5 protein-coding genes are annotated in these 13,943 nt (G+C 73.1%); all 5 read left to right on the top strand.

What is annotated here, in order from left to right:
• Nucleotides 1-207: 207 nt before the first annotated feature.
• The 5 genes from J7E88_RS09625 to J7E88_RS36995 all read left to right on the top strand — a co-directional run bounded on the left by J7E88_RS09625 (nucleotide 208) and on the right by J7E88_RS36995 (nucleotide 13,928).
• Nucleotides 208-1,248, top strand: coding sequence for an ABC transporter ATP-binding protein (locus tag J7E88_RS09625; RefSeq protein WP_215179238.1), 1,041 nt, complete (start codon nucleotides 208-210; stop codon nucleotides 1,246-1,248).
• Complete coding sequence (locus J7E88_RS09620) at nucleotides 1,245-2,063, top strand: ABC transporter permease (RefSeq protein ID WP_215179237.1); 819 nt, start codon at nucleotides 1,245-1,247, stop codon at nucleotides 2,061-2,063. Before J7E88_RS09625 ends, J7E88_RS09620 begins: the two co-directional genes overlap by 4 nt.
• Nucleotides 2,050-2,922 (top strand): ABC transporter permease, encoded by an 873-nt coding sequence (locus J7E88_RS09615; RefSeq protein ID WP_215179236.1) that lies wholly within the window; start codon nucleotides 2,050-2,052, stop codon nucleotides 2,920-2,922. The genes J7E88_RS09620 and J7E88_RS09615 overlap by 14 nt, the downstream gene beginning before the upstream one ends.
• Nucleotides 2,923-3,024: 102 nt before the next feature.
• Complete coding sequence (locus J7E88_RS09610; RefSeq protein WP_215179235.1) at nucleotides 3,025-8,316, top strand: non-ribosomal peptide synthetase; 5,292 nt, start codon at nucleotides 3,025-3,027, stop codon at nucleotides 8,314-8,316.
• Nucleotides 8,313-13,928 carry an SDR family NAD(P)-dependent oxidoreductase gene (locus J7E88_RS36995; protein ID WP_215179234.1) on the top strand — a complete coding sequence of 1,872 codons (5,616 nt, stop codon included), beginning with the start codon at nucleotides 8,313-8,315 and terminating at the stop codon, nucleotides 13,926-13,928. The genes J7E88_RS09610 and J7E88_RS36995 overlap by 4 nt, the downstream gene beginning before the upstream one ends.
• The last annotated feature ends 15 nt before the right edge of the window (nucleotides 13,929-13,943 follow it).

The following is a 13,943-nucleotide window of genomic DNA, read 5'->3' as shown; positions in this document are numbered from 1 at the left end:
TGACCCTTGTCACGGCGTGGCCGTGTTCGGTGTCGATCCACTTGCGCGGTGGCAGAATCGACGCTGTTCCACCAGTCCACCTTTCGGCATTTCCGGACAGCTGGCTGGATTTCGCCAGCAGCACCCGGCTGTTCACCATTCAAGTTGCTGCCGCATTGCCGGCGCAATTCATTTGTGGTCTCGCCGCAGGAGATACGAGGTACCGCGATGAGTACATGGAGCACGGCGAGTACCACGAGTACGCCGGCTCTCGTTGTCGACGGTGTCGGACGGGAGTTCGTGTCCAAGAAGTCCAGGGCGCCGTGGAAATCCCGCGCCGGCCGGACGGGAGGAGTGGCGGTCACGGCCCTGTCGGACGTGTCCTTCCGGATCGGCCGTGGCGAGGTCGTCGGAATGCTGGGCCAGAACGGCGCAGGGAAGACCACTTTGCTGCGCATCGTCAGCACCCTCCTGCTGCCCACGCGTGGCCGTGTCCTGGTCGACGGCGTGGATGTCGAGACGGACCCGAAGGAGGCGCGCACCCGCCTGTCCGTGGTCTTCGGGGGTGACCGCGGCCTGTACCCGAGGCTGACCGCCCTGGACAACGCCACCCTGTTCGGCGCCCTGAGCGGCATCGCCCCCTCGGCCCTAGAGCGCACGGCCCGGGAGGCGCTCGCCTCGGTGGGGCTGCTCGAGGTGGCGGACCGCGCGGTGGGGGCGTTCAGCAAGGGCATGAAGCAGCGGCTGCACCTGGGGATCGGGCTGATGACCCGGCCCGCCCTGGTGATGCTCGACGAACCGACCGTCGGCCTCGATCCGTTGGAGGCCGAACGCCTCCGCGAGGCCGTGGCCAAGCTGCCGGACGAGGGCATCAGCGTCCTGCTCACCAGCCACTATCTGCAGGACATCGAGCGTCTCGCCGCCCGCGTGGTCATCCTCCGGGGCGGGCGCATCACCCATGACATGCCGCTGGCCGAGCTGGTCGAGCAGAGCGGCGACGCGGCCACCGTCACGGTCGTGTCGGCCCAGCCGCCCGCCGCAGCGGCCGGCAGCGAGGACGCATCGGGGATTCGGGTGCGGCAGAGCGCTCCCTTCGAAGGCCAGCTGTGGCGCACCGAGTTCGAGGTCGCCGAGTGGACCGGTGACTCGCTCGCGGCACTGTCCCGCATGTGGCCTTCGGTCGGCGTACGCGACGTACGGGTGCGGGCCGCGGGTCTTGAGCAGGTGTTCAGCCGACTGACCGAGGACGGTCCGGAGGCGCGCACATGACCGCGCACGACACGGCGCCCCGGACCGCCGCTGCCACGGCCGCCCGGCCCCGGGCGATGGCTGTCCTGTGGTACAGCATGGTGGCTCAGGTCAGACAGCAGCACATCCTGGGCACCGTCATCCCCGGCTGTGTCGTACCCGGCGCGCTGTGCTTCGCGACGCTGCTCGCCGCCGGCGAGAACTCTGTGCTGACCGCAGGTCATGTGCAGCTCGGTTGCGGCCTGTTGGCGCTGTGGAGCTGCGCCATCTGGCAGACGGGCCTGATCCTGCGCGAGGAGCTGTGGCAGGGCACGCTGCCCGGGCTGATGGTGCGCCCGAGCGGCCTCGGGCTCATCCTGTTCGGCAAGACCGTGGGGATCGCGGCCTGCTGCGCCGTGCTGATCGCCGCGACCGTCACTGGCGCGGGGGTGCTGACCGGCCATCCGCTGCACCTCGCGCACCCGCTGCCGTTCACGCTCGCCGCACTCGCCGCCTTCAGCTCCGCGCTGGTGCTCGGGCTGCTGCTCAGCTGCCTGTTCCTGCTCACTCCGGCGGCGATACGGGTCGCGGAAGCGCTGATCTACCCGATGTCGATCCTCGGCGGAATGATCATCCCGGTGACGCTCCTGCCGGGCTGGCTGCAAGGCGTTCCGAACATCATCTCCCTGCGCTGGGCCGCGGAGTTGATGATCGCGGCCGCCGACGGCGAAACGCAGCGCACCGGCGCCTGGCTGATGCTCCTGGCCACCACCGCCTGCTACGCGCTGGCCACCGTACTGGCCTTCCGGTTGGTGCTGCACCGGGCGAGGAAGCGAGGCACCCTTGCGCTCTCCTGAGCATCCGGCCGAGCTCGCCGAGCCGGTCGAACCGGCCGGGGCGACCAGCGCGCACAGGGCCGTCCGCCGACGGCCTGCACGGCCCGACCCGGCAGGCCTGTCCGTCGTGGCGCGGATCGCCTGGCACGACTACCTGGCCCTCTATCCACCCGCCGTTCTGGTCGGCTCCACCGTTCCGCGTGCCGTCCTGCAACCGCTGTTCCTCGCCTATCTGGGCTTCCTCATGGGCGGTGCGGAAGGCCGCGCTTTCGCCATCACCGGCGGCTGCGTGCACGTCCTGGCGCTCGCCACCGTGGTCAGAGCCGCCGACATGCTCACCGAGGAGCAGCCCGCCGGGACGCTGCACCGGCTCCGGCTGAGCCGCCCGGGGCTCGCTCTCGTCCATCTGACCCGTTGCTGGGTGTACGTCGTGGAGGCCTTGGTGTCCGCGCTGGTGGCCGTCGTCGGGGTGTGCGCGTTCTTCGGCGAGTGGCAGCTGATGGGCTCGCTGCTCAGCGGCGCGCCGGTGCTGGCGGTGACGGCGGTGAGCGTCGCGGCGTTCGGCCTCGGCGTCGCCGCGGTCACCGCCCTGCACCCCGCCGCGATCGTCCTGAGCAATCTCGTGGTGTACGCGCTGCTCGTGCTCACCGGAATCGTCGCCCCGGTCGAGGCGCTTCCGGCACCCCTCGAACAGCTCGCGCAGCTACTGCCGCTCACCCATGGAGCGGCGTCCCTGCGCGCTCTCGCAGCCGGGGATCCATGGGCGGCCCAGGCGGCGGCGGAGGCGGCCGTCGGCGTGTTCTGGCTGTGCACGGGGCTGTGGCTACTGCGCCGCAACGACAGCAGGGCACGCCGCCTGGCACTCGACGACCGGGGCTGACCCCCGCAGGGCGGGCCCCGGCCGACAGCCCGGGAAACAGGGCCTACGCCCCCGAAGGACAAGGGCCACCTGCCCACCGACGACGTACGGAAAGGAGCGTGTGTGGACGGCTCGACACCGGATCCCGGCGACGCGATCCTGCAGGGCCCGGAGGTGGAGCGTTGCGCACCCCATGGACTCCCGGGCCTGGTCCGTGAGATCGCGCGCACCTCGCCCGACACGATCGCCCTCGTCGACGACGAGCGGTCCCTGACCTATGCCCAGATGGAGGTGGCGTCCGACGCGATCGCCCGGCTGCTCGCCGAGGCGGGGGGACGCCCCGGCGACATCGCCGCCGTGTGCATTCCGCGCGGCTGCGATCTCGTACTCGGCCTGCTCGGCGCGCTCAAGGCGGGAATGCCCTACCTGCCGCTGGACCCCGAGGACCCCCGGGAGCGGCGCGCCGCGCTGCTGCGCCGCGCCAAGGCCCGCTTCGTACTGGTCACCGGCGAGACGGCCGGCACCGTCGAGGCCATCGCCGACTCCATGGGCACGGCCCCCGACGGCACGGCGGCCACGGCCGACGGGGCGCCGTGTGTCCTGCGCGTGGACATTCCCGCCACGGACCCCCGCGGCGCCGCCGTGGGCCCGGAGCGGTGGGCGCCGCTGCCCGCGGTCGACCGCGACGACCCGGCGTATGTGCTGTTCACCTCGGGCTCGACGGGAGAGCCCAAGGGCGTGGTCGTGCCCTCCCTGGCCCTGTGCAACCGCCTGTTGTGGATGCGGGACGCCTACGGCTTCTCGCCCGACGACCGCATCCTGCAGAAGACACCCGCCACCTTCGACGTCTCCGGCTGGGAACTCTTCGGGCCCCTGATCTCCGGGGCCACCGAGGTCCTCATCGCACCCGGTGCCCACCGCGACCCCGGCGAAGTGGTGGACTGCATCCGCAGGCACCGGATCACGGTCATCCACTTCGTGCCGTCCATGCTGGAGGAGTTCCTGCGCTGGCCCGGCGCCGACCGGTGCGCCTCGCTGCGCACCGTGATCTGCAGCGGCGAGGCGCTCACCCCGGGCCTCGTACGGCGCTTCCGGTCGGTGCTCGGCGCGGACCTGCACAACCTGTACGGGCCGACGGAAGCCGCGATCGACGTCACCGCGTGGCCATGCCCGCCGATCCGACCCGGCGACGAACCCGACCGAGTGCTCATCGGCAACCCCATCGACAACTGCACGCTGGTCGTCGTGGACGACCGGATGCGACCCGTGGCCGAGGGCGACACCGGTCAACTGGCCATCGGCGGACTCCCCTTGGCCCTCGGCTATCTGCACCGGCCCGACCTCACCGCTGCCGCCTTCGTGCCGTCCCCCGACTGGTGCCCGGTGCCGCGCCTGTACCTCACCGGTGATCTTGTCCGCAGGCACAAGGGCGGACTGGAGTACCTGGGCCGTCGCGACAGCCAGGTCAAGATCCGGGGCCGGCGGGTGGAGCCGCGCGAGGCCGAGGACGCACTGCGCGACCACGCGGCGGTGCAGGACGCCGCGGTGGTGGCGGCCGATGGCCCCGACGGCGCCCTGACCCTGTGCGCCTTCGTTGTGCCGGCGGCCCGGTCCGGTCAGAGCGCCACGACGGACGAAGAGCTGCGGCGATCACTGAAAGAACGGCTGACCGCCCTGCTGCCGGAGGCACTCGTGCCGAGCGCCTTCGTCCTCACCGACACCATCCCGCTGACGGGCAGCGGCAAACAGGACCAGCGGCAACTGATCACGCAGGCCCGCCGGCACCTGGCCGCTGCCGACACGCCCGGACCCGAGACCGAGGCGGCGCCCGACGATGCGCTGTCCGCCTGCTGGGCCGAGGCACTGGGGACGCTCCCCCAGGACGAGAGCACGGGATTCCTGGAGGCGGGCGGGCACAGCCTCGCCGCGGCTCGGCTCGCGGGACGGATCCTCGGCGGCTGGGGAGTCAGGCTGCCGCTGTCGCTGTTCCTGCGCGACAACGTCTGCCTGGCCGACCTGCGCAGCCGGCTCCCCGCCGACGCGCTTCCCGCCCGAGGCCGTTCCCGCGCCCGACGCCCGGCCGCGGACGCCGGCATCCCGCTCTCGCCCGAGCAGCGGCGGCTGTGGCTGTGGCAGCAGGTCCACGCCGAGTCCTCGGCCTACAACGTGGTCGGCCTGCTCCGCATCGCGGGCGACATCGACCCCGGCGCACTGCACGCCGCGTGCGTCGACCTGACTGCCCGCCACGAAGTCCTGCGCACGGTCTACGAACAGGCGCCCTCCGGCGAGCCGCGCCAGCGCGTCACAGCCGAAGCCGAGCCTTGGTGGCTGGAGGAGCGCAGCCCCCGCCCCGACCCGTCGCCCGCCGAAGTGGAGGCCTTCGCATCGCGCGTCTGCACACGGGTGTTCACACCGGACCGGCTGCCGCGCCTCGCCGCGGGCGTGCTGCACGGCAGCGGCACCGGATCGGGGAAAGCCTCGTATCTGGTGCTCTCGGTCGATCACTTGGCCTCCGACCAGCACACGCTCGACATCCTCCAGCAGGATCTCGCCGACCTGTACGCGGCTCGGGTGGAGCAACACCCGCGCGCGCTGCCGGAACCGGTCCAGTACCGCGACGCACTCGCCTCCGCCGAGCGGGACGAGGCCGCCGACCGCCAGGCCGACGTGGAGTTCTGGCGCACCTGGCTGTACGGCGTACCTCACCACCTCGACCTGCCCGGCCGCAGGCCGCGCACGGACCTGGCCGACCACATCGGCGAGGCCGTGACGAGCACGGTGGACCGCCGTACCGCCCGCGCGCTCGACGCGCTGTGCCGCAAGGAGCGTGTGACCGTCGCCTCGCTCGCCCTGAGCGCCTACGCACGCGTGCTCAGTGCCTGGTCCGGGCAGCGCAGCGTACTGGTGGGGCTGCCCATGTCCGGGCGGCGCACCCAGGAGGAGCACGAGGCCGCCGGATTCTTCGTGCGAACCGTGCCCGTGCGCATCGACGTGCCCGGGGAAGCGGGCACCCGCGACCTGCTGCGACCGGTGGCCGACGCGGTGCTGACGGCCGCCGACCACCTGACGCCGGACTTCGACGAGATCGCCGACGCCGTCGGAGCGCGGCGATCTCCGCACAGCCATCCGCTGTTCCAGGTGTGGTTCAACGACCTCACGCAGGCTGCTCCGCCCGCCCGCTTCGGTCCGCACGCCGCGCGCGCCCAGACCCCGCCCAGCACCTGGTCCCTGTTCGACCTCGGGTTCTATCTGTCCCGCGACCCCGACGGCGGATACGAACTGCGCCTGGCCTATCCCACCGCCCTGTGGGACCGCGACACGGTGAGGGACTTCCTCGACGCCTGCCGTCAGGCGCTGCTGTCGGTCCTCGACACCCCCGGGGAAACCTCCGCGGGCCCTGCCGAGCCGGAGCCTGCGCCCGCCGCCGTACGGCCGGACAGCAGCCGCGCGGGCGACACCTGCACGGCGCTCGTTCGGGCCGTACTCGACCAGGCCGCGCGCCGACCCGACCGAACCGCCCTGGTCTTCGGCACCGAAGCCGTCGACTACGCAACCCTCGCGCTGCGGCTGCGCCGCATCAGCGCCCTCGTACGCGAGCGCACCGCGCCCGGCCGGACCGTTGCGGTCCTCGCCCGCCGCCACCCCGAGCTGGCCGTGGCACTGCTCGGCTGCTGGCACGCGGGCCGTCCCGTGCTGCTGCTCGACGCCGCGGCCCCCGCGGTGTGGACGCACAGCGCGGTAACGGCCGCACGGGCCGACCTCGTCATCACGACAGGCGAGAAGGACGGCGACCCGACCACCCCCGTCACCACACCGCCGGGAGTCGACGTACTCAGCGCTGCCGAAGCCGCCCTGGCCGAGTGCGCCCCCGACCCACAGCCGGAGGAGTTCACCCCGGACGCCCCCGGACACATCCTGGCGACCTCCGGCACCTCGGGCGAGCCCGCTCTCGTGGTGCTGCCGGCGAACGCCCTTCCGGAGGCCATGCACTGGTACGCGCACCAGCTGCAGCTCGGCCCCGACGACGTCTTCTGCCTGACCACCCCGCCCGCCCACGACCCCGTGTTCCGCGCATGCGTTCTCCCCCTGGTACTGGGGGCTCGGGTGCACATCCCGCTGCCCGGGCAGACGGAGCGCACCGAGGAGCATCTGCGGCTGCTGGCCGACGCCGCGGCGACGGTCGTGCACACCACGCCTTCCCAGGCCGCGCTGCTGGCCGCGGCGGCGGGAGACCGGCGCCTGTCCGCCCCGCGCGCCGTCGTCTTCCACGGCGAGTCCCTGCACGACACCCAGGCGGCCGCGGCACGTGCCCTGGCGCCCGGCGCGGCAGTGTTCAATCTGTACGGCACCACCGAGACCCCTCAGGCCAGCAGCCTGCACCGCTGGTCGCCACCCGACGCGCAGGGTGGTGACCGCGCCGCCGTCCCCATCGGGCGCGGCACCGCATACCGCTCCATCGAGGTACGCGGGCCCGGCGGCCGCCCGGCCCTGGTCGGCGAGGTGGGCGAACTCGTCGTCACCGGCAGAGGGCTGGCCCTGGAATACCTGGGCGATGCACACAGCCCTCGACGGCCGGACGTCGCGGAGCCGACAGCGACGGGCACGAGCGGTGCCGAGGTACGCAGCCATGCCACTGGTGACCTGGCGCGCCGCGACCGGCACGGCGAGATCACCGTTGTGGGCCGGGCCGACCGGCAGGTGTCGCTGGGCGGTTACCGCGTGGAACTCGACGGTGTGGAGGCCGAGATCGCCCGCCTGCCCGGCGTGCGCCGCTGCGCCGTCGCCGTCGACCCCGCCGCGCCCGGCATCCTCCTGGCCTGGGTGTCCGGCCCGGAAGTCGGCCCCGATGACGAGCTCTCCACGCTCCTCGCGCGGCGCGTGCCGCAGTGGCAGCTGCCCGCACGGTGGATCCGCGTCGACAGCATCCCCCTGACACGGCACGGCAAGGTCGATGCCGAGGCGCTCATGCGGCAGCCGCAGGGGCGGCCTGCCGGCAGCGACCGGCCCGCCGCACCGCCGCAGATCGAGGCACTGGTCGACCTGATCGTGCGCAGGGCGCGCGCACAGGCTCCGGACGGCGACCGAGTGGGAGCCGACACCGGCTTCTTCGACGCCGGGCTCACCTCGCTCATGCTCCTGCGGCTGTTCGGCCGGCTCACCGCGGACGACGGGCTGCGCCTCGCCCTGGCCGACCTCTTCCGGTTCCCCACCCCCCGGGAGCTCGCCGCACACCTGGCGGCGGGCGGCGGGCCCGTGCCCACCGCATCGCCGACGCGCCGTGCGCCCGCGGCGGGCGCCGCGGGCGCCGTCGCCCGCGAGCGCACCGCCCGACGGGCGGCCCGCCGCACCCTGGGCAACCACCGCACCGCGCAAGATCCGTACGAGACCGTACGAGAGAGGAAGACCCAGCCGTGAGCAGTGAAGAAGCCGTCGCCGTCATCGGTATGGCGTTACGGGTACCCGACGCCGCGGACACAGAGGAATTCTGGGCCAATCTGCTGGCGTCCCGCGAGAGCATCCACCGCCTCAGCGAGGAACAGCTGCTGGCCGCGGGCGAGGACCCCGTGCTGCTCGCCGACCCCCACTACGTGCCGGCCAGGCCCCTGCTCCAGGACGTCGCCGGCTTCGACCACCGGTACTTCGGCATGTCCCCACGGGAGTGCGAACTGCGCAACCCGCAGCACCGGCTCTTCCTCGAGCTGTGCTCGACGGCGCTTCAGCATGCCGGCTGCGAACCGTCCGCGGTGGAGGCCGAGATCGGCGTCTACGGCGGCTGTGCCGCCGACCGGTACGCGGAGGACCACATCCGCTCCGACCCCGAACTGATGGCCCAGGTCGGCGAGATGGTGACGGTGGTGAACAACAACATCGACTATCTGGCCACCTACACCTCCTACCGCCTCGGGCTGCGCGGACCGAGCCTGTCCGTGCGCACGGCCTGCTCCTCCTCCCTCGTCGCCACCCATCTGGCCTGCCAGGCGCTGCGCCTGGGCGACTGCGACATCGCGCTGGCGGGCGGCGTCGAGATCGAAACCCCGTACGGCCGGGGCTACCGGCATGTGGCGGGCGGCATCGAGTCGGCCGACGGCCACTGCCGGCCGCTCGATGCCGAGGCGAGCGGCACCGTCTTCGGCAACGGCGGCGGCGTGGTGGTCCTCAAGCGGCTCGACGACGCGCTGGCGGACGGCGACCCGGTGTACGCCGTGCTCAGGGGCTCGGCGATCAACAACGACGGCCCCGACCGCCCGGGCTTCACCGCGCCCAGCTCGGACGGCCAGAGCCGCGCCGTCGCCGAGGCACTCGCGGTCGCCGGTGTCGACCCCGCCACCGTCGGCTATGTCGAACTCCACGGCACCGCCACACAGATAGGCGACCCCATCGAGGTGCACGGCCTGCACCAGGCGATGCAGGCGGTGGCCGACCGCGAGCTGCCGGCGCAGAGCTGTCTGATCGGCTCGGTGAAGTCGAACCTGGGCCACCTCGGCCCGGCCTCCGGCGTGGTCGGACTGATCAAGACGGTTCTCGCCCTGCACCACGAGCAGATCCCGCCGACCCTCCACATCCGCACGCCCAATCCGCAACTGAAGCTGGAGCAGACGCCGTTTCGCATCGCGGACTCCGTCATGCCCTGGCCGCGGCGCGCCCGGGAGCCGCGGCGGGCCGGCGTCAGTTCGTTCGGCTTCGGCGGCACCAACGCCCATGTGGTCGTCGAGGAAGCCCCCCTGCCCGTGCCCGCACCGCCCCGCCCGGAACGAGACGAGCTGCTGGTCTGGTCCGCCGTCGATGAGGAGGCCGAGGCCCGGGTGCGCGGCGATCTGGCGGCCGTGCTCGGCGAGCTGCCGCCGGAGGCCACCGCCGACGTGGCCTTCACCCTGCGACAGGGGCGCCGGGCGCTCCCGGTCCGCGCGGCCCTGTGCGCAGCCACACCGGCCGAGGCCGCGAAGGTGCTGGCCGATCCGGACGCCGCGTTGACCGCGCACTCGGACGGTGTGCGCCGGCACCCGGTGCTGACGCTGCCCGGACAGGGCTCCCAGTACCCGCGCGCCGCCGTGGACCTGGCCGCGCAGGTGCCGGAGTTCGACCAGCTGCTGCGCACCTGCCTGTCGATGTTCGGCGAGGAGCTGGGCGTCGACCTGCTGCGGGTGTGGCAGGAGGAGACCGACCCCGAGGTGACGGCACGCACCGTGCACGCCCAGCCGCTGCTGTTCTCCATCGAGTACGCCCTCGCCCGCACCCTGGGCGGCTACGGCCTCGAGCCGAGCGCGCTGCTCGGTCAGAGCGTCGGCGAAGTGGCGGCCGCAACCCTCGGAGGCGTCTTCGAACTCCCCGACGCCATCCGGTTCCTGGCCCGCCGCGCCTCGCTGATGCAGGAGATGCCGCCGGGGAGGATGCTCGCCGTGGCAGCCCCGGAGGAGGAGGTACGCGACCTGCTCACGTCGGGCGTCGCGGTCTCCGCCGTGAACAGCGCCCGCCAGGTCGTGGTCGGCGGCACCGCCGAGGCCGTCGACTCCTTCCAGCAACTCCTGGACCACCGCGGCCTCAAGTCCCGTGCCCTGGCCACCTCGCACGCCTTCCACACCCCGATGATGGCCCCGGCCGTGGAGGAACTGACCGAGCTGCTCGCGGGGTGCTCCCTGCGCGCGCCCCGCATCCCCGTGATCTCCGCGGCCTCCGGCAGGGTGCTCGAAGAGGCACAGGCCACCGACCCGGCCTTCTGGGCCGGGCAGCTGGTGGCACCGGTGCGTTTCCACAACGCCCTCGACACCCTCGCCGCCGACGAGCCGGCCTGCGTGCTGGAGGTGGGCCCGGGTCATACGCTCACCAGCCTCGCCCGGCGGCACGCCGGGATGCGGGCCGGCCGGCACCGGATGGTCGCCTGTCTGCCGCGCTCCGCGGAGCAGGCCCGCGACGACGGCGAATGGCCGGGGTTCCTGGCTGCGCTCGGCACGGCGTGGTGCGACGGCGCGGACCTCGACTGGGGCGCTGTGCCGCGCCCGGAGGGCGTGCGCCGGGTGGCGCTGCCCACCTACCCCTATCAGCGTCAGGAGTTCTGGCTGCCCCGGACCGGGCAGCCGGGGGGAGCGCGCCCGGGCAGTGCGCGAAAGGCGCAGGAATCCGCGCGGCATGACCAGGCCCCTGCACAGGAATCCGCGCCGCATGACCAAGCCCTTGGGCAGGCTCCGCAGACGCAGGCACCCACCGAACCCACGGCGGCGCAGGAACAGCCGCCTGCGCACCCGCCCGAGGGACCCGTCCTGGTGCTGCCCGGCTGGAGCCCCGCGCACTACGTGCCGGCCGCGCGGCGCACCACGCCCGGGGAGAGGGGGCTCGCCGTCGTGCTGCTGCCCGACGACACGGCTGCGGCCCGTGCGGTGCTCACCGCCGTACAACTGGCCGGCTACCGCACCGTTCAGGTCACATCGGGACAGGCCTACCAGGCGACCGACTACCGGGCGACGGTGCGTGCGGACCACCCGGAAGACCTGGTGTCATTCCTCGCCCACCTCGCAGAACGCTCTTCGGACACCCGCCTGCTGGTGCACGCGCGCACCTTCGGCCAGGTGCCCTCGGACGGCCAGGGCCCCGATGACAGTGGGACCGCCGCTTCCGACCGTGTTCTGCTCGACGAGGGCGTGTGGTCGCTGACCGAACTTCTGCAGGCGGCCGCTTCCGCCCAGGGAGCGGACGGCCGTCCCGTGCCGGTAGCCGTCGTGTCGCATGCGGCGGTCAGCGTCACCGGCACGGAGCCGCTCCTGCCGGCCAGGGCCGCGCTGGCGGGCCTGGTCCGCTCCGCGGCGCTGGAGTACGGGCACGGGCGGGTTCGCATGATCGACTCCTGGCAGGCAGCCCCGGCCGTCCTGGCGACGGAGCTGACCGCGCCGGCCGCGGAGCCGGTGGTGGCGTTGCGCCGCAACCGCCGCTGGCTGCCGGACCGCGTCAGGATCGAACCGGACGGCCCGCCCGGTTCCCTGCTGGAGGAACAAGGGGTCTACGTCATCACCGGGGGGCTCGGAGCGATCGGCCTCACCGTGGCGGAAACACTGGCCCACTCGGGTCTGCGCCCCCGGCTGGCGCTGCTCGGCCGGAACGCGGACAGCGCGTGGGAGAGGTTCGGGGAGCGCCTCGCCGCCATGGAGGCCGCCGGCGCCGAGGTGACGACGCACACTGCGGACGTCGCCGACGCCGCCGAGCTGGAGCAGGTCTTCGCTCTGCTGCGTCGGCAGTACGGGGCGGTTCACGGTGTCCTGCACGCGGCCGGGCTTCCCGGTGCTGGACTGCTGCGCGGCCGGGCGCGTACGGACATGGAGGCGGTGCTGCGTGCCAAGACGACCGGGACCAGGGTGCTGCAGGAACTTGTCGCCCGTACCCCGGGTGTCCGTTTCCTGATGCTGATGTCCAGCCGTGCCGCCCTCAACGGGCTGCTGGGCAGCGCCGACTATGCGGCGGCGAACGCCTTCATGGACGCGTGCGCGCTCACCGCGCCGCCGGGCCCCGCGGTCACGGTCAGCGTCAACTGGCCCGCCTGGCACGAGGTCGGCATGGCCGCCCTTGCCCCGGAACGGTCGCAGGCCGTGCCGAACGAAGACGCACTGGACGCTGCGGCCGGCGCGGCCACCGCCACGGGGGCGGTGCGCTGGAGCACGACGATACGGCCCGAGGACTGGGTCGTCGACGAGCACCGCCTCGACGGGCGTGCGCTGTTGCCCGCCACCGCCTATGTCGACCTGCTGGTGCGCGCCGTCTGCGAAGCGGCTGACGCCGACCCGCTCGAGCCGGTGGTGATCGAGGAACTGACGCTCTCCAAGCCGATGTTCGTCACCGCACCGACCGAGGTGAGTGTGGAGCTCACTCCGGCAGACGGGGGCGGCTGGGACGCGGTGGTGCACGCCGCCCCAGTGAGCGAAGGGACGCACGAGGGGCCTAAGGAGCCGGGCCGCGGCGGCGCACCTTCGGTGCCGGTGACGTACGCCCGGGCACGCGTCACGGCCGGTGCCGAGGCGGCCCCCGCACGGCCGCACGCGGATCTGGCGGTGCTGGGCTCGATGGGGAGCGTCATCGAGCAACGGCAGGTGCAGGACGCTGCCACCAGGTTCGCCTTCGGGCCGCGCTTCGGCTGTGTACGCGAGACGCGCCGGGAGGGCGACACCACCGTCGGCCGACTCGAACTGTCCGACGCGCAGCGCGCCGACATCGACGTTCACCGGGTGCATCCGGCCTTGCTCGACCGGGCTCTCGCCCTGAGGGTGAACGGCGACCGGGTGCCCTTCCACTGCCGTCGCATCGTCGTGTATGGAGAGCTCCCCGGCGCGCTGATGTGCCGGATGGTGCTGCGGCCCGAGCGCCAGGCCAACTCCACGGTCGACGCCGAGCTCTACGACATGCTGGGCCGAGCCGTTCTCACCGTCAGCGACTACACCAAGGTCGCGCTGCGTGAGGCAGAGACGTTCGGCGACAACGCGACCGCAGCGGTTCCGGTGGCGGTGGACGGCCGTGTGGCGGGGGATGCGCCCGCGATCGGCCTGACCACGGGCGTCACGCCCGCCGAGGGCACCGCCGCGCTGATGCGACTGCTGACGGCAGCGGTGCCGGCGCAGGTTGCGGTCGTCCCGGCACAGGAGTGGACCACCGCCCCAACGGCAGGTGACCCGACGGTTGTCGGCCGGACGGCGACGGCGACCGTGCCGCCGACGACACCGCCGTCCGCCCTCCTCACAGCCGCGGGCAACGGCGACGGCGGCACGGGAACCGGCACGACCCCTGCCGGGGACACCGCCCCGGCCCCGGCCGTCACCACGGCCGGCGATGCCACCACGGAAGTCTCCCGGCTCTACGCGGAGGCCCTCGGGCTGCCGTCCGTCCAGGCCTCCGACGACTTCTTCGACATCGGCGGCGACTCCCTGACGGCCGTGCAGCTGATCTCCAGGCTGCAGGACCGGTTCGGGGTGGCGATGAGCGTCGCCGACCTCTTCGATGCGCCCGCGCCCACGGCGCTGGGCGCGCTGATCAGTGCCAGGGCGGGCCGATGAGCAGGGATGTGACAA

The organism is Streptomyces sp. ISL-10 (genome assembly GCF_018614575.1).
GTDB lineage: Bacteria > Actinomycetota > Actinomycetes > Streptomycetales > Streptomycetaceae > Streptomyces.
This window is presented reverse-complemented; position numbering and strand designations above follow the sequence as displayed.